The organism is Alkalicoccobacillus porphyridii, assembly GCF_007293315.1.
In the GTDB taxonomy this organism is placed as follows: domain Bacteria; phylum Bacillota; class Bacilli; order Bacillales; family Bacillaceae_D; genus Alkalicoccobacillus; species Alkalicoccobacillus porphyridii.
Window position 1 is genome coordinate 162,188 of sequence record NZ_VLXZ01000002.1, and the last position, 16,511, is coordinate 178,698.

Annotated in this window: 17 protein-coding genes; 7 read left to right on the plus strand and 10 right to left on the minus strand. The window is 41.9% G+C overall.

What is annotated here, in order from left to right; genetic code table 11:
- Positions 1–32 precede the first annotated feature (32 nt).
- The 4 genes from FN960_RS04080 to FN960_RS04095 are packed head-to-tail and all read left to right on the plus strand — an operon-like array spanning position 33 to position 3,615.
- On the plus strand, positions 33–1,490 hold the full coding sequence (locus tag FN960_RS04080) for an aldehyde dehydrogenase family protein (RefSeq protein WP_306461601.1): 1,458 nt from the start codon (positions 33–35) through the stop codon (positions 1,488–1,490).
- 12 nt (positions 1,491–1,502) lie between these two features.
- Positions 1,503–2,378, plus strand: a complete 876-nt coding sequence (locus FN960_RS04085; protein ID WP_143847191.1) for an NAD(P)-dependent oxidoreductase — start codon at positions 1,503–1,505, stop codon at positions 2,376–2,378.
- Positions 2,379–2,383: 5 nt separating this feature from the next.
- On the plus strand, positions 2,384–3,169 hold the full coding sequence (locus FN960_RS04090) for a DUF3100 domain-containing protein (RefSeq protein ID WP_438799622.1): 786 nt from the start codon (positions 2,384–2,386) through the stop codon (positions 3,167–3,169).
- The gene (locus FN960_RS04095; RefSeq protein ID WP_143847195.1) at positions 3,166–3,615 is read left to right on the plus strand and encodes a hypothetical protein; all 450 of its coding nucleotides are present in this window, start codon (positions 3,166–3,168) and stop codon (positions 3,613–3,615) included. The genes FN960_RS04090 and FN960_RS04095 overlap by 4 nt, the downstream gene beginning before the upstream one ends.
- Here FN960_RS04095 and FN960_RS04100 read toward each other — a convergent pair.
- From FN960_RS04100 to FN960_RS04120, 5 genes are all read right to left on the minus strand, one after another.
- Complete coding sequence (locus FN960_RS04100) at positions 3,608–3,964, minus strand: hypothetical protein (protein ID WP_143847197.1); 357 nt, start codon at positions 3,962–3,964, stop codon at positions 3,608–3,610. The two genes, FN960_RS04095 and FN960_RS04100, sit on opposite strands and share 8 nt — an antisense overlap.
- 19 nt (positions 3,965–3,983) lie before the next feature.
- Complete coding sequence (locus FN960_RS04105; protein ID WP_143847199.1) at positions 3,984–4,391, minus strand: VOC family protein; 408 nt, start codon at positions 4,389–4,391, stop codon at positions 3,984–3,986.
- Between the two features lie 449 nt (positions 4,392–4,840).
- Positions 4,841–5,830 carry an aldo/keto reductase gene (locus FN960_RS04110; RefSeq protein WP_143847200.1) on the minus strand — a complete coding sequence of 330 codons (990 nt, stop codon included), beginning with the start codon at positions 5,828–5,830 and terminating at the stop codon, positions 4,841–4,843.
- Positions 5,831–5,892: 62 nt separating this feature from the next.
- Positions 5,893–7,062 carry a twin-arginine translocation signal domain-containing protein gene (locus FN960_RS04115; RefSeq protein WP_143847202.1) on the minus strand — a complete coding sequence of 390 codons (1,170 nt, stop codon included), beginning with the start codon at positions 7,060–7,062 and terminating at the stop codon, positions 5,893–5,895.
- On the minus strand, positions 7,063–7,662 hold the full coding sequence (locus FN960_RS04120) for a TetR/AcrR family transcriptional regulator (RefSeq protein WP_143847204.1): 600 nt from the start codon (positions 7,660–7,662) through the stop codon (positions 7,063–7,065).
- Between the two features lie 262 nt (positions 7,663–7,924).
- Between FN960_RS04120 and FN960_RS04125 the strand changes: the two genes are divergently transcribed.
- The 3 genes from FN960_RS04125 to pdhA all read left to right on the plus strand — a co-directional run bounded on the left by FN960_RS04125 (position 7,925) and on the right by pdhA (position 10,676).
- Complete coding sequence (locus FN960_RS04125) at positions 7,925–8,830, plus strand: GDSL-type esterase/lipase family protein (protein WP_143847205.1); 906 nt, start codon at positions 7,925–7,927, stop codon at positions 8,828–8,830.
- A gap of 4 nt (positions 8,831–8,834) precedes the next feature.
- Positions 8,835–9,479: a YpmS family protein gene (locus tag FN960_RS04130; RefSeq protein WP_143847207.1), complete on the plus strand. Its 645-nt coding sequence runs from the start codon at positions 8,835–8,837 to the stop codon at positions 9,477–9,479.
- Positions 9,480–9,602: 123 nt separating this feature from the next.
- On the plus strand, positions 9,603–10,676 hold the full coding sequence (gene pdhA, locus FN960_RS04135) for a pyruvate dehydrogenase (acetyl-transferring) E1 component subunit alpha (protein WP_143847208.1): 1,074 nt from the start codon (positions 9,603–9,605) through the stop codon (positions 10,674–10,676).
- Positions 10,677–10,866: 190 nt separating this feature from the next.
- On the opposite strand, the gene FN960_RS04140 is transcribed toward pdhA, so the two are convergent.
- From FN960_RS04140 to FN960_RS04160, 5 genes are all read right to left on the minus strand, one after another.
- The gene (locus FN960_RS04140; protein WP_143847210.1) at positions 10,867–11,694 is read right to left on the minus strand and encodes an alpha/beta fold hydrolase; all 828 of its coding nucleotides are present in this window, start codon (positions 11,692–11,694) and stop codon (positions 10,867–10,869) included.
- 12 nt (positions 11,695–11,706) lie between these two features.
- Positions 11,707–12,582 carry an ABC transporter permease gene (locus FN960_RS04145; protein WP_260681915.1) on the minus strand — a complete coding sequence of 292 codons (876 nt, stop codon included), beginning with the start codon at positions 12,580–12,582 and terminating at the stop codon, positions 11,707–11,709.
- Between the two features lie 18 nt (positions 12,583–12,600).
- On the minus strand, positions 12,601–13,548 hold the full coding sequence (locus FN960_RS04150) for an ABC transporter permease (RefSeq protein ID WP_143847214.1): 948 nt from the start codon (positions 13,546–13,548) through the stop codon (positions 12,601–12,603).
- Between the two features lie 64 nt (positions 13,549–13,612).
- Positions 13,613–15,244 (minus strand): ABC transporter substrate-binding protein, encoded by a 1,632-nt coding sequence (locus FN960_RS04155; protein WP_143847216.1) that lies wholly within the window; start codon positions 15,242–15,244, stop codon positions 13,613–13,615.
- 37 nt (positions 15,245–15,281) lie between these two features.
- On the minus strand, positions 15,282–16,502 hold the full coding sequence (locus FN960_RS04160; protein WP_143847217.1) for a dipeptidase: 1,221 nt from the start codon (positions 16,500–16,502) through the stop codon (positions 15,282–15,284).
- Positions 16,503–16,511 lie beyond the last annotated feature (9 nt).

The window sequence follows — 16,511 nt, forward strand, 5'->3', positions numbered from 1 at the left end:
ATTATAATGATTTTACAGATCAAAAGAAAGGTGTGAGATTTATTTCTACAACATATGGAAATTATATACATGGTTCATGGGTTGATTCTGAGTCAGGAAATCTCTTTGCGAGCACGAATCCTGCAAACACCGAGGAGGTTTTGGGCCACTTTCAGGACTCCACTGTTTCTGATACTCAAAAGGCGATTGATGCTGCCGAATCAGCATTTCCGTCCTGGAGTGCTCAATCAGCTATTCATCGAGCGGATATCCTGTACCGACTAATTCCCCTTTTGGCCGAAGAGAAAAATCGACTGGCTACGATCATTACAAATGAAGTCGGAAAAACCTTTATCGCTGCTCAAAAAGAGGTGGAGGCGTCCATTCAGGCGTTGAAGCATTTTAGTGGGGCAGCTAATCGCCTCGCTGGAGAAACGGTTCCAGCTAATGATCCTGCTACCTTTACGTATACCGTTCAGGAGCCACTTGGCGCGGTTGGGGTGATTACCCCATTTAACTTCCCGCTTGGTATTGGTATTTACAAGATAGCACCCGCGATGCTTGCCGGAAACACGGTGGTTTATAAGCCACCAAATGATACAGCACTTATTGCCGTTGAACTTGTTAAACTGTTTGATCGAGCGGGTATGCCTGCCGGTGTGTTGAACATGGTAACCGGTGCTGGTGAAGTGGTTGGTAAGGAGATGGGTGGAAATCATAAGCTAAAAGCCATTTCCTTTACGGGTTCAACTGCGGTGGGTATGGAGTTAGGCCGCGCCGTACATGCAAGAGGTGGCAAGATGCAAGCTGAAATGGGTGGTAAAAATGCCACAATCATTTTAGAGGATGCGGATCTTGAAGCTGCGATAGATGGCATTATTTTGAGTGGCATGTTTAATAATGGGCAAAGCTGTACAGGGACAAGCCGTGTCATTGTGCCTAAGAATATGACTCAGGAGGTCACGGAACGACTAGTGCAGAAGGCAAATAGTCTTCGAATTGGAAATGGATTTGAAGATGTAGACAACGGCGCAGTGGCCAATGAAAAGCAGTTAAATACGTATCTTCATTTCATCGAGAGCGCCAAGCGTGATGGTGCGGTCATTGAATGTGGCGGAAGACGTCTAACAGACCATGGTCGTGATCAAGGGTACTTTGTGGCACCAACAGTCATTAGTGGTGTGACTTCAGCTATGGAGGTGGCTCAGGAAGAAATTTTTGGTCCTGTGGTTGCGGTCATTGAGGTTGACTCCTTTGATGAGGCGATTGATGTAGCAAACGACGTACGCTTTGGTCTATCCTCTGCTATTTACACAAAGGACTTGTATAAGGCTCATACGTTTGTTCGTCGCATCCAAACGGGAGTAACACATGTAAATGTACCTTCGAATCACTATGAAAATCAGCTACCATTTGGCGGTAAAAAGAATTCGAGCATCGGTCCACGTGAACAAGGCAGCACGGCGCTTGATTTTTGGTTGGAGACAAAAGCTGTTTATTTGAGACCATAGGGAGGATTACGAATGAAAACCATTGGCCTGATTGGCTGCGGCCTTATGGGTGCTGGCATGGCAGGTAGCCTTCTTCGCGAACACTATACCGTCTATGCGTATGACCCATATTCCATTTATAAGGAGCATTTAGAAGAAGCTGGAGCCACTTTTGTGGAATCGGTGTCTGAGCTAGCTCGGGAAGCTGATGCCGTTCTCCTCTCTCTACCAAATGCGCAGGTGTTAAAAGACGTGCTGTTAGGAGAAAGCGGCCTCCTAAAGCAGCTTCAGCCAGGAAGTTTTGTGTTTGATATGGGTACAACCGACATCCAAACTACCCGTTTGCTTCATCAAGAGGCAGCAGAGCATAACATTGGCTATCTCGATTGTCCGGTGAGCGGCGGCCCTGCCGGAGCAAAAAATGGAACATTGACGATTATGGTAGGAGGCAATGAAGATGACTTAGCTAAAGGTAAGGACGTACTGGAGGTCATTGGTGGAAGCATTAACTATATCGGCCCTTCTGGCTCTGGTCAAATCGTGAAGCTATGTAACAATATGCTTGTAGCAGGGATTACCGCTCTACTGAGTGAAACCATGCAGGCAGCCGAAAAAGAAGGCGTTGAAGCGGAAACATTATTTGATATCGTGAGAAAAAGCTCTGGTCATAACCGCGTCATGGAAGTATTTGGCGAGAACTTACTGGCTCAATCATTTGACCAGGTATTGTTTTCCTTGGGTCATATGGCTAAAGATATCGAACTGTATATGGATTTATCAAAAGAGCATAAAATGCCTCAACCAACCTCAGCAGCAGTGAACCAGCTTTATCGCCTTGCTCTACAGCAACAAAAAGGAACACTTGATTCTACAGCTATTTACTCAGTACTTTCAACAGAAGGAGTGTGAAGCATTTGAAGCTTTTAAGGGATTGGCGCCTGCATCTATTAGTCCTCATCATTGTGATAATAACTGAAGCCATTGGCATTATTGAAGTTCCGGTAGGCATCGGTGTCATCATGCTCTTACCCATGCTCTTCGCCATTCTATTTGGTCTTGTCTTTTATTTCACTCCATTAGTCAAAGATCGACAATCCAAACATGCTGAACCAATCATTACGATCAGTGTCACCCTGCTGATTGCCAAAATAGGTGTTACCATCGGTCCTGGCTTAGCAGATGTTATAGCGGCAGGTCCGGCACTCATTTTACAAGAAATCGGAAACCTAGGTACCATCTTTTTAGCCCTGCCTGTAGCCGTACTATTACTTGGGATGAAAAGAGAAGCCATTGGCATGACGCATTCCATTGGGCGTGAGCCTAACCTTGGTCTGATCTACGATAAGTATGGTTTTGAATCACCCGAAGGTAAAGGCGTCACTTCTGTATATGTATTCGGAACGGTTTTCGGCGCTTTATTCTACGGGCTCGTTGCTGGACTATTAGCCACCTACACCCCGCTACACCCCTTATCCCTAGCCATGGCCGCAGGTGTGGGAAGCGGAAGTATGATGGCTGCCGCCTCAGGCTCTTTAATCGCCTCCTATCCAGAGCTTGAGTCTCAGATCATCGCATTTGCTGGGGCAAGTAACCTACTGACTTATTCCACAGGAATGTTTGTAAGTATCTTTGTCGCCCTCCCTATCACCGAAAAGCTATACAAGGTATTTAGAAAAATGAGAGGGGGCACACCAGATTGAAAAACATTCAAGAATACATTCTTCTATTACTTGTCGTTGGTATCGTTGCCTTTGTCGGCAACTGGATTGGTTATGGCATTTTCTCCATAGAGGCGATTGCCGGGATGGGCATTCTTATCTTGGTTGCAGCTGCTGGCCAAGCCCTTAGTCAGCTGATTCCACTTAATATCCCCAGCGTCGTATATGTGATCGCTGTCGGAATTGTTGCCTCCCTCCCACAGACACCTTGGGGCGAATACGTTATCACCTATACTAATCATTTACAGCTACTAGCTATCGCCACACCCGTTTTAGCCTACGCCGGCATTGCAATCGGTCGCTCCTGGACCGACTTTGTCTCCCTCGGTTGGCGTGCCATGATTGTTGCTCTATGCGTGCTTTTTGGAACACTGATTGGCTCAGCGATTATTGCAGAGATTATATTACGGATGCAGGGGATTATCTAGTGCGTTCTGGCATTTGGTGAAAAGGATCCCGCCTTTTTTCGGATATCGGGTGCTCCTTCCCGATATCGGCTTCTCTTTTCCGATATCGACTTCCCTTTCCCAATTTCCGCTTCTCTTTCCCGATATTGGCTTCCCTTTCCCAATTTCCGCTTCTCTTTCCCGATTTTCGACTCTCTTTCCCGATATCGGCTTCTCTTTCCCGATATCCGACTCTCTTTCCCGATATCGGCTTCTCTTTCCCGATATCCACTGCTCTTTCCCGATATCCACTGCTCTTTCCCGATATCCGCTCCTCTTTCCCGATATCCGCCCGCCACTCTCCCCATACAAAAAAAAGAGTAGACATCATCCAATGTCCACTCCCTTTTTTAAAGGTATTCCACTCTTCTGTTCTTGTCGCCCTGCTTTTCCATGATCGCAAAGTAATTCTTTTCTTCATCGGCAAAGTTAAATACTTTGCCTCCACCCATGTTAACGATTTCTCCCACGGTTACACCTTTATCAGTAAGCTCTTCGTGTAGCTGCTCTACATTGCTCGAGAAGAACATTAAGGAGGGGGTTCCAAGATTGAGTTCTGGAGACATTTTTGCGATAAGCTCTTGGTCGTGAAGAACGATGCTGGTTCCATCCTCAAACGGTGGTGCGATTTCGATCCATCTCATCCCGTTTTCTTCATGATCCATCAACACTTGAAAACCTAGCTTCTCTGTCCAAAATGCCACTGACGTCTCTTGATCCTTCACGTATAGCATGACTTGACCGAGTTTTTGTATCATATTTGCCTCCTGAGCTTTTCTTATTAGTATACACTGGTTTGCCTTTAGATATTGATTTGCCTAATTAGAGCTCAAATGATAGGTTTAGTATATCATCCAAATAATAGGAGGTGTAATTTCTGGACTTCTATCATCGTTATCGAGGTACTTCTATCTTCACTGTTTTGTATCTATTCCAATCCATTATTGTGACGCAGTTTTTCAGTAAAAATGTTATTTCTTATTTTGCGTTAATCACGCTAATCATGGCTTGGACCTTTTTAATAGAATTCCGATTAAATAAAGCAGGTTATGAGGAAACAGAAAAAGCCATAAAAATGGGGAAAACGATTCTCCCTCTAAATATACTTCTACTTGTTTGTGCGATTATCTTCGTTTTTGATTAGCTGCATCTTTATAAAAAATACAAAAGAGAGGTGAAACCGTACAATTCACCTCTCTGCTTCCTTTTATCCTTTTGGTAACGGGGCTTCTGCTGCAATCAGATCTTTTTCTCTTAATTCCTGCCAAAAGGCATCTGGAATTTTTGCGGTGATAGCATCTAAATCCTCTTGTATTCGATCTGGTCTGGTAGAGCCAGGAATGACAGCAGCTACGGCTGGGTTCGCGGTGGAAAATTGTAGAGCGGCTGCTTTTAATGAAACGGAATGACGATCAGCTACGTCCTGCAGCTGTTTAATTTTTGCTTTGATTTCAGGAGGGACTTCTCCATAGTTATAGCTTTCTCCCCCTAGTAGAGCCCCTGAGCTGTAGGGTGCGCCAACAACTATCTTCATTCCTTTTGCCTTCGCATCAGGCATCAGTCGCTGCAGGGCTTCCCGGTGATCTAGCAGGGTATACTGTGTCGCTTGAAGGCTAAATGTCGGGTTACATTCTTCAAGCTGGAGCGCTAGTTCAATAGGAACCGTTGTATTGACACCAAGCCCCCAGCCCTGGATAACGCCTTCCTCCTGAAGCTGAGCTAGCACCTTAAATGCGCCCGTTCTTGCTTCTTCAAACTTCGCAATCCATTCATCTCCCTGAAAGTCTGGGGAGAGGTCATGAACAAAAACCATGTCTAAACGGTCCGTTTGTAGACGCTCAAGGCTTTGCTTAATGGAGCGATGGGTAGCCTCTGCTGTGTAATCTGTTACGATTTTGTTTTTGCGTCCAAATTCAAATAGACCTTCCTTCTCTTCATCCTCTTCTTCAATCAAACGTCCAACCTTAGAACTCAAAATATAATCGTCTCGATTTTGCTTTGATAAAAATTCACCTAAGCGAATTTCTGAGAGTCCTGCTCCGTAAAAGGGTGCTGTATCAAAATACCGAATTCCTGCATCCCAAGCGGCTTTAATTGTTGCCTGCGCTTCCTCCTCAGGAACCTCACGAAACATGTTTCCTAGCGGCGCTGTACCGAACCCAATTTTCCGCTCTAAGATTTCGTCTATATGCCTGATAATGATCTCCTCCTAAACAAGTACTATGCACATCAAATTACCGTTCTTTTTAGGAGTTAAACCTATATCACTACATCCTCTACAGATCTTCGAGGGCTTTTATGTGTTTCCTTAACTGGAAATCCACATCTAAATATAAATATACTGTTCCATCCTGGATCCCTTGTTAATTGCATTAATTCCGCTCTAAAGTCATCACTTAGCCCATTACTCTTCTCGTGGTCAGCCATTTCATTTAGTTGGCACAACGGCTGCATGCCTAAGCCCACACCCGCTCCATATAAATGCATTCGTTGCCATGCACGTCCTGCTCTCGCTCGTTGTTCATTATCTTCAGCGTCTTTCACTAAAATCATGCCATATGCTGCCGCGGTTGCTGTTTGTGTATCTTTAGTGGAGGCTAACCAGAATTCATTGTTTTTTTCATGTGATAAAGGTGGCAATAGTTTCCCTAGCGTTCGAATAAAAAATGAACCTCCTTGCGCATCTAGCGTAATGCCATCGCGCTCATCTTGAATCTCATTCCAGCTTTCCTTAAACCAGTTGTTGCTATCAGCACTCATCTGTTCATTAGCAATAATAGCTTCTGTTGCCTTTACCGTTAAGTCACTTATTTTGCTTTTTTCATTTGGTGTCGTAATCCAGTTGAGCTTCACTAGACGTTCGTCTAGAATGAGATTTTCTAAGTCTGATAGGATCGATGCTGAAACCTTGCGATCAGTATGATAAGCGCCTCTATGTGTTTGTCTCAGTGGAATATAATCATATAATTCAGATTTTCGTACAGATTCGTTTTCAAGCTCAACTCGGGCTATACATGATGAATCTAATGGATTCGGATGATAGTGTAAGCGAGTACTGTAACCATGTGCATTTGCTGATATCATTAGGTTTTCGATGGCGCAACCAAGCCCAATAAACATCTCTCGTCTTAGCGGGTCCAGTGATCCTAGGTTACGCGATTCATCCGCGTATATTTCTATGTAGGATGCGTTAACCTTAAATAACCATGGCTGCGTATTATGAGGATTTGAAGCAAGAATGGCATCGTTCACTAATAGAAGCGCGCCTTCTTGCTCAGTTGAACCATCCCACGGTTCATAAGCTGCACCCTTCCCCGTGCTAAATACACCTTGGTCCACGGCTCTCCATGTTAATCCTGCCCATGAAAGAATGAACACAGCTGCTCCTGATCTTTTTAAGAAGTCTCTTCTTGAGATCTGTTTTTCCAATTATTTGTCCTCCTGAACAAGGTAAGGGTGGATAACCGTCATGATTAACTGCACACCCTCCTCAACCTTGTCTTCTGTCACTGACTCTCCACTTGTCTCAACGAATGCTAGCCAGTAATTACTGATCATCCAACTTATTTTTAACAATGCCTCCATGATGACACCACTATCCTCAGGCTTACGAATGACTCCCGCCTCAATAAAATGCTCGAAGAATTGGGTTTGTTCAATCATCCGCTGTTTCTGAATTTCTTGATGTCTCGCCTTTAAATCAGGATCATTATTTATCAGGACAATCAATTCACGATAGAAGAAGCGGTACTTCCATTCTAGTTGAAAGCTGTAACGAATCACTGCTTGAAGCCCTTCAAGAGAAGGCTTTAGATCTAATGTAGGAGATTGCCATGCTACATCCCAATCTACAATCATCTGTTCAAAAATAGCCTGAATAATCTCCGCTTTATTTCTGAAATGGTAATAAAGATTACCTGGGCTCATCCCAAGCTCCTTGGCAATATGGTTCGTTGAGACCAAACCTGTTCCTTGTTCATTAAACATCTTGATTGCTACATCTAAGATTCTCGTTTTTGTTTTACTCATAAAAGCCCTCCACAAATAGAGTAAATACTCTAAATACAGAATAGAGTATTTACTCTATTTCTGTCAAGATAAATAGAGGATATTTCTTCCTGAAGAGGAATAGAGATGTGACTAAGACTAGTAACTAAACGCTTCCAAATTTATCAATGATATAAATGATTGATTGTCAATCGCTCTGTCATATACAATAGTAGACTAGGGACTTTTGTCGAGATTTCAAATGAAACAAGAAGTATCCCATAAAATCTAGGTGTGATAACTAATGAAGAAAAAAACACTCATTCTATTAATCATTTTGATCCTAATTGGGATCGGTATATATATAAATTTCTCCACTCAATCTAAGCCTTCCTTTCAAGAGGTAACCATTGTAGATTCGGATGAAGTAGAAGAGACTGAAACGCAGGACCCTCCAGAGGAAGACCCGGAGTTGAGTGAGGAAGAGTCTGAAGAGGAAGAAACAGAATCTGGTCCGCTTTCGGATTTTATTGTTCGAGCTGCTCAAAACACGGTTAACTTCTTTTCAAATAGGGAAACCAAAATTACAGCTATCGGCGATTCTCTTACTCAAGGTATTGGTGCTACAAATGAAGAAGGAGGTTATGTTGGTATTTTGGAACGGTCCATTAACCAATCCGAACAACTCGTCACGGTGAATAATTTTGGCGTTAGGGGAAATCGGTCTACTCAAATGTTAGAGCGGTTAAGTCTTCCTGAAGTGGAAGAGTCTGTTCAAGAATCAGACATCATCCTGATAACAATTGGTGCCAATGACATTATGAGAGTGCTAAGAGAAAATATTACGGATCTGGATCTAGACCCTTTTTATACAGAGCGGGATTTATATGAAGAGCGTTTGGACGAAATTACTGAGACCATATTTGAGCTGAATCCAAATGCCGACATCTATTTACTCGGCATCTATAATCCTTACCTTCATTATTTTGGTGATGTGGAAGAACTTGGTGTCATTTTAGAAGATTGGAATGACACGATTGAAGAAGCTTCAGATGAAAATGAGCAAATTTTCTATGTTCCGACTGAGGACTTATTCAGTGAGAATAATGACGGCAGTTTATTAGCCGATGATCAATTTCACCCAAACGATACCGGATATAAGCTAATGGCCCAGCGTGTACTAGATTATTTGAGTGAAAACGAAGGATGAGACCATGCAGACTGAACGCGCGACCCAAGAAAAGAAAAAAACAAGTTGGAAGCTATGGTTTTTCGGCCTCTTTGCTTTTAACATAGCTATTATACTCGCGCTGGTTATCTTTATTTTCTGGCCTGCGCCAAGCGCAACCTATCCAGCTGATCAAAACAATGATTACGGTCAAAGCTCCGAATTCATTGTGCAAACAACTAAACTGAATATTAATGATCTCTCAAATGCTTATATTGATCAATTTCTAGAAGGAACAAACCATCAATATCAAATTGAGATAGATGAAGATATTCATTTAATTGGGGAATTACCTGTCTTTTCAACAACACTCCCCCTCTCTGTTCGCTTTGAACCAGTTGTTCAGGAAAATGGAGATTTAATTCTGAGACAGGAATCCATCTCACTCGGTCTACTTGAGCTTCCTAACCAAAAAATTATGGAGTATTTGGATCGTTACTTGCCCGTTCCAGAATGGGTTATCGTAAACCCTGCTGAGGAAGAAATTTATGTAGCGGTAACTGATATGGACATCCGGAGTAACTTTCAAGTGGAAGTAGAGCGTATTAATTTGGAACAGGACGATCTTGCCTTTAAAATCATTGTTCCTTACCGCACCTTAGGAATTGACGCCCAACCCATAGAGCAATAATTAACCTCCCTCACCTATCTTAGGCTGAGGGATTTTTTTGTTTAGAATTCTCTTAATTCGTTAATACAACGTACAAGACATTTTATACGGAAAAAAACGAGGCAGGAGAGAGGAATGATGTAGATGGCGACAGAAAACAATCTTCAAGAATTCGAACCAGAGATGATACAGATTCTGAATAAAAAAGGCAAAGTGGCAAAAAAGGCAAAAGTTCCTGATTTAGACGACGACCAACTAAAGGAAATGATGAGACGTATGGTGTATACCCGAACATGGGAGAAACGCGCCATTAACCTGAATCGACAAGGACGACTTGGCTTCTATGCACCAACCGCAGGCCAGGAAGCCTCAATGGTTGGATCACAATTTGCATTGGAGAAGGAAGATTGGATCCTGCCTAGCTACCGGGACATCCCCCAAGCTGTCTTCCACGGACTTCCCTTATATCAAGCCTTTCTTTGGTCTAAAGGTCATATGCACGGTGGACAGATTCCAGAGGATGTACCGGTAGTTGTGCCGCAAATTATTATTGGAGCTGCTTTTATTCAAGCAGCCGGAGTAGCCCTTGGGTTAAAACGAAAACAACCAGAAAATGTTGCTATGGCGTTTATTGGTGATGGTGGATCCTCCCAGGGAGACTTTTACGAGGGAATCAACTTTGCCGGCGTTTATAATGCGCCAGGAATTTTTGTGGTGCAAAATAATCATTTTGCCATATCCGTCCCATTCGAGAAGCAAACAGCAGCCAAATCCGTTGCACAAAAAGCAGTAGCCGCAGGGATTCGTGGTGTTCAAGTGGATGGTATGGACGTTCTTGCAGTCTATCAGGCAGCAAAAGAAGCCCGGGACCGTGCAGTGAACGGTGAAGGCCCAACGCTTATAGAAACCCTCACCTACAGGTATGGTGGTCACTCCACCCAAGGCGACGACCCATCCCGTTACCGTACAGAAGAATTGGATGAAGAATGGGCAGAAAAGGACCCCATCATTCGCTTCCGAGCCTATCTAGAAAGCAAGAATCTATGGACAGAAGAAGACGAAGAAGCTGCATCCAAGCAAGCAGAAGACGAAATAAAAGAAGCCATCGCAAAAGCCGAAGACATTGAACCGCTTGACGTACCGGAATTACTAAAGCATATGTACGAAGAAGAACTGCCACATATCAAAGAGCAGATCAAAGAATATGAAGGGAAATAAAGGTAAGCGGGGTTAAGTCTCCGCTTTTTTGTCAGATGTGGGGTGCCCTCAAGTGTGAGGGATGTAAAAGTTTGCATATCAAATTCTGGATAGTATGAAAGATTTGATGAAAATCTCACTTCTCTTTTTTGTAAAATCAAGACACTACTGCACCCCCACACCGATCAACATCTCACCTTTCACTCTCTGCTTAACAATTCAAGAACGTCTTTACCAGCTTAAGGTACTCTTCATTCTCCTCATGATGTGGTGAGTGACCACTGTTTTCAAAAATATGCAATATTGCGTTTGGTACATGTTCAGTTATTTGCTCTGAACACACTACGGGAGTAATCCAATCGTGACGCCCAACTGTTACAAGCATTGGCACTTTGATATTTTCTAGTTGAGAAACTATATGATAGGAAGGTTTATTATATTTAAATGCGTCATTATGTGTCTCGTAGCGATAATAGATGGAATCCATTTTCTTTTGAACAGCTTCTTTGTCAAATTCAACCGTATACAATGGTTGAATTGCCGTAAATACTCTTTTTAATTCCTCATTAGAATGAACCTCCCCTTCAAATAAGCGAATAATTTCATCCTCTGTCACATCATCTAGATTTGCATCAAGTGCTTGTTGTACAGAGTCCTGATCAAACTCATGGGTAGCAGCTGTGTCACGTAGAACCACTTTACTTACTGAATTAGGATAACGGATGGCATATTCTAATGAAAGAAATCCACCATACGAACCACCCAGTATGATTATTGGCTTACCGATTAGTTCTAGACGAACCGCTTCTATATCTGCTGTCCATTGCTCGTGTGTGAAGGGACGCTTATCTTCTGATCGTCCGGATCCACGCATATCAAGAAAAATAAGCCGGTGCGTATCACCAAGTTTTGAAAAAGCTTTGATATCCCCTCGACAATCACCTAATCCTGGTGCACCATGAATGAAAAAAATCGTCTCCCCTTTCCGGTTTCCGTGCTCCTCATAGTAAAGCCTATTATTATTTACAATTATATCCATCTTATTCACCTCTTATTTCGTATTCTTTGGATCTAGAGCATCTCTCAGTCCATCACCTAAAAAGTTATACGCAAGCACCACTAAGGTAATGGCAACTCCAGGCAGGAATCCAAGAACTGGTGCAGTCCATATATATTGTTGCGCATTTTGTAGCATATTCCCCCAAGTAGGAGTGGGAGGTTGAATACCTAAACCAAGATAGCTTATTGCACTTTCTGTAAGAATAGAGCCCGCAATACAAAGTGTGGCTGCCACAATTATTGATGGTACAATTTGAGGTAAGATATACTTGAATAATATGCGAGTCGCTTTCGCGCCGGAAGCCCTAGCTGCCTCAACAAATTCATACTCTTTCCAACGAAGTGTTTCACCATAAACGACTCTAGCAATCTCCATCCAACTTGTAATAGCAATAACGACGATAACCATTGTAGGGCTTGTTCCAAGAACCGTTAAAGCCACGAGAACAAAAAAATAATTAGGTATGGCCATCATCGCCTCAGTAATCCGCATCAAAACAGCTTCAACTACTTTTCCAAAAAAACCTGCACACGCACCAACTAATACTCCGATAATAATAGAACAAGCCATTGCAGCTAGTCCCACAAGTAGTGTTACTCGTCCCCCATACAAAAGCCGTGCCAATACATCCCTCCCTAGCTCATCTGTTCCAAAAGGATGGGTAAGAGACCAACTTGCATGAACACCTGCTTCAGTAAGTCTTTCAGGGTGATGTGGATAAACCAATGGTAATAGAAAAACAATCAAATGAATAAAGATAATAAAAAGCAAAGAATAAAAAGCCAGCTTGTTTTTATATAAGCGCACGAACAAATTTTGTTTAGCTGGCGCTTTGACTTCATTTATCGGAATATCAATCAACTCCATACTTGTCACCTCCATCCTCTACATATTTTTTACTCGTGGATCGACCTTCGAATACACCATATCTACAATGAGATTACTTAGAATAACAACAATTGTAATGACGACTGTAACACCCATAACTAAAGGGTAATCTCTACTCTTGGCAGCTTCAATTATGAGTGAGCCGATTCCCGGCCAACCAAAGATAGCTTCCGTAATAACTGCACCACTTAACAACCTTGGAATTAAAACTCCAATCATTGATATAACAGGAATTAGTGCATTTCTCAGGGCATGAATATATATTACGATCGATTCTTTTGCTCCCTTAGCTCGAACTGTTCTTATATAATTTTGTGAAACAACTTCCAACATGGAAGATCGTGTAAATCTCACTATATTAGGCAAGATTGTGGTTGCCAAAATAAACACAGGCAAAGCAAGATGTGAGAGCCAATCCAATAGATTAAACTCAGCCCCCCTCGCCCCGACTCCGGATGATGGGAACCAACCAAGCTGAATCGTAAAAAACTGAATAAGCATCAGGGCAAGCCAAAATGCTGGAACAGATAATCCAATTACACTAATAAAGTTTATAGTGTGATCACTTATTTTGCCCCTGCGTACGGATGAAATAACTCCAAGTACCACTCCGACTGCGACTGCAATGATAATGGTAAATAAACTTAATTCAAGCGTATAGGGGAGCCTTTCCATAACACGTTGAAGAACTGGCTGACTTGTAGAGTAAGACATACCAAAATCTCCAGTCACAGCATTTGTAATCCAGTCTATATAACGAATTACTACCGGCTGATCTAGTTGATATCGTTCAATCATCGCTTGTCGTTCCGATTCCGACGCTTCCATTCTCATGACTCCAGAAGGTCCACCTGGAGCTAAATTAATAAGAAAAAAAGTGATTAACGTAACAATAAATAATAGAATCAAACTTTGACCAAACCTATTTAAAAGGAACCTAACCAATTCTCCCCCTCCTTATTGTTTATTTTTAGAAACAGCCCTGCTCACTTGGGGGCAGGGCTACTAGTTACTGCTCTAAATACCATTCATTTATATAGTGTAATGCGTCGCCAAAAGCTAATTCTGGTACACCTTGAAGCGTATCAATGCTAGCCTGCGCTTCTTGTGGATACCAAAGGAAAATATATGGCTGCTCTTCTGCCATTAACTCTTGTAGTTCTTTATAAATGTCTTGACGTTCTCCGATATCACTTGTTCGTGCTCCTTGTTCGAGTAGTGCATCCATTTCATCACTCTTATAACCAGGAATGTTGTTTCCTGTGCCAGCATTATTAGAATGTACGTATGGTGAAAGGTCTGGATCACTCGGGAATCTCCACCAATTCAAACTCATTTCATAGTCACGATTAATGACCACTTTTTCAATCATTGAATTCCATTCCATTGTTTGTAGGTTTACATCAAAACCAACTTGAATCAAATATTGCTGAATTAACTGAGCAATAGGTTCAAGGTCTCCTTGTATTCCTATCTCAAAATTAATTGCAAAAACTTCACCATCTTTTTCTAAAAGTCCATCATCATTTTGTTCCCACCCTGCCTCAGCTAACAACTCGATTGCACGGTCTGGATTGTACTCAAATCGTGTTACATCATCGGTGTAATACTCCGAAAGAGCAGGAGTAATTCCAGCATCCGCTAGTGTTCCATACCCTTGAAGAACCGTGTCAATAATGTTCTCCCGATCTACAGCATGAGCAATAGCTTGGCGAACTCGGACATCTTGGTATTGTTCATACTCCTGATTTAATGAGAGCCAAAAGAAACGTGTTGTCTCTCTAGGATCGACTGAAACACCATCTGTTTGCTCAATTCTTTCTACTGCAGACGTATCATCCAGTGCAAAAATTGATAATTCATTACTCAATAATTGTGCTACATGAGTATTGGAATCTGATAAAACCTTATATTCTATTTCATCTAAATGAGCAGCCTCTCCGAAATAATTATCATTTCGTTCAAGTACAATATTTTGACCAGATGTATAGCTTTTTATCTTAAATGGACCCGTTCCAACTGGATTTGCTTTGTTAAAATCACTGAACTCCCAAGGATCCTTTCCATTAAAAAGATGTTCTGGAAGAATTTCTGTGTTAAAGCCTAAATAAGCAGGCAAAGCAGCAACCGGATTTTCCATCTTAAACACTACGGTATGATCATCCTCTGCAACGACCTCATTTAAATCCTTAAAAAAAGAACTATTATTTGCACCAAGTTCTTCATTTAATGCAATTTCATTAAAAGTATAAAGCACGTCATCTGCGTTAAATTCCTCTCCATCATGCCACGTTACTCCTTCTCTTAAATAGAAAGTCCATTCTAGTTCATCCTCAGAAGCCTCCCATGAATCAGCTAAACTTGGAGCGGGAATTAAATCTTTCCCAGGCTTCGTCAATCCCGAAAAAAGAACGCGATTAATAACATTTGACTCAGCATATGCATTAGGATGCCAAGGATTAAATGTTGGATCTGCTACAATTGGGATGGAAACACGTCCGCCTTGCTTGCTTACAGCTTCTTCAGCTCCATCACCTCCACCAGTCACAGGGGCACTCTCATCCCCACCACCATAAGCACACGCTGCGATTAAACTAAAACTAGCTACAAAAGTCATTCCTAGTGTGATCTTTCTTATCATGTTCAACTCACCATCCCATGTCTTATCATGATTTCCCTTACTTAACCCACGTTTCTTTCAGAACACGGAAAATATTCTGACCAATAACCTTCTTAATATCCTCACGACTGTATCCATGGCTCACCAGCCACCTTACAATATTAGGGAAACACTCTGCAGGGTTTTCCAACCCTTTTACATACTCAACTTTTTGCATTCCACTCTTTTGAGCTGACTTAATTGAAAGTTTCCCAGCCAGCAAATCATGAATTCGGACGTGATCTCCAAATAGTGTATCCGGTCCAAATGCCACATGATTAATGCCTACTAAATTAGCCGTATATTCAAAATGCTCCATAAATGACTCAATATTGTGCGCTGGGTGCTTATCTGTAATCGTTGAATGAGGAGCTGCTTCAATCGCAATTACTCCACCTTTATCTGCACAAGCTTTTAATACATCATCAGGTTTCATACGTTTTGAATCCCATAAGCTTCTGGCACCAGCATGATTAATTGTTACGGGCTTCTCACTTGTTTCAATCGTATCAAGAGATGTCTTGTCTCCTGCATGTGAGATATCTACAGTAATTCCAAGTTTGTTCATCCTACGGACTGCTTGTTTTCCAAAAACACTTAATCCACTGTCATTAGGTTCCCTTAGACCCGATCCAAGAGCATTTGCCTCTGAATAGACCACGCCCATTGTCCGAATGCCAATTCCATAAAGAACATCTAGACGATCTAATTCATTTTCAATCATCGAGCAGGATTCCAGCGCTCCAACAAACGCAATTTTGCCTTCTTGTTTTGCACGATATAAATCACTTATACGCTCCGCTTTTATGACCATATCCTGATGAGCAATGTCGCTAAACCTAATCCCTATATCATGAATAACATCGGACCATTTCCAACCTGCTTGAGAAGTGATCATTGCCGTTCCATCCATAAAGTTTTCAAAAATAACATCCAATCCTGAGCGGCTTAAAGCTTCATAGCCTGTCCAATCACGCCCTTGTCTACGAAACTCGTAAAATTCACTAAGATCTTCAGGTGTAACAAATGTATGTTCATGCATAGAGACAATGTGTTCCTCTTGTAAAATCTGTTGAACCTTTTGTTCCTGATCTTCTGATACCGGATAATCATAGGGTTCAACACGATCAATTTCTTTTGCTAATTTATACTCCTTGTAATCTTCGCCCGCCTCAAGATATTGAAAAGATTTATAACCGTCATATACTTTTTTATTTTTAATTTCTTTTTTTGTAATCATTTAATCTCT

Excerpts from the sequence above, each read along its gene's own strand:
- FN960_RS04085 (WP_143847191.1), top strand. The coding sequence starts at position 1,503 with ATGAAAACCATTGGCCTGATTGGCTGCGGCCTTATGGGTGCTGGCATG.
- FN960_RS04100 (WP_143847197.1), bottom strand. The coding sequence starts at position 3,964 with ATGATGTCTACTCTTTTTTTTGTATGGGGAGAGTGGCGGGCGGATATC.
- FN960_RS04105 (WP_143847199.1), bottom strand. The coding sequence starts at position 4,391 with ATGATACAAAAACTCGGTCAAGTCATGCTATACGTGAAGGATCAAGAG.
- FN960_RS04120 (WP_143847204.1), bottom strand. The coding sequence starts at position 7,662 with ATGAGTAAAACAAAAACGAGAATCTTAGATGTAGCAATCAAGATGTTT.
- FN960_RS04125 (WP_143847205.1), top strand. The coding sequence starts at position 7,925 with ATGAAGAAAAAAACACTCATTCTATTAATCATTTTGATCCTAATTGGG.
- FN960_RS04130 (WP_143847207.1), top strand. The coding sequence starts at position 8,835 with ATGCAGACTGAACGCGCGACCCAAGAAAAGAAAAAAACAAGTTGGAAG.
- pdhA (WP_143847208.1), top strand. The coding sequence starts at position 9,603 with ATGGCGACAGAAAACAATCTTCAAGAATTCGAACCAGAGATGATACAG.
- FN960_RS04140 (WP_143847210.1), bottom strand. The coding sequence starts at position 11,694 with ATGGATATAATTGTAAATAATAATAGGCTTTACTATGAGGAGCACGGA.
- FN960_RS04145 (WP_260681915.1), bottom strand. The coding sequence starts at position 12,582 with ATGGAGTTGATTGATATTCCGATAAATGAAGTCAAAGCGCCAGCTAAA.
- FN960_RS04155 (WP_143847216.1), bottom strand. The coding sequence starts at position 15,244 with ATGATAAGAAAGATCACACTAGGAATGACTTTTGTAGCTAGTTTTAGT.
- FN960_RS04160 (WP_143847217.1), bottom strand. The coding sequence starts at position 16,502 with ATGATTACAAAAAAAGAAATTAAAAATAAAAAAGTATATGACGGTTAT.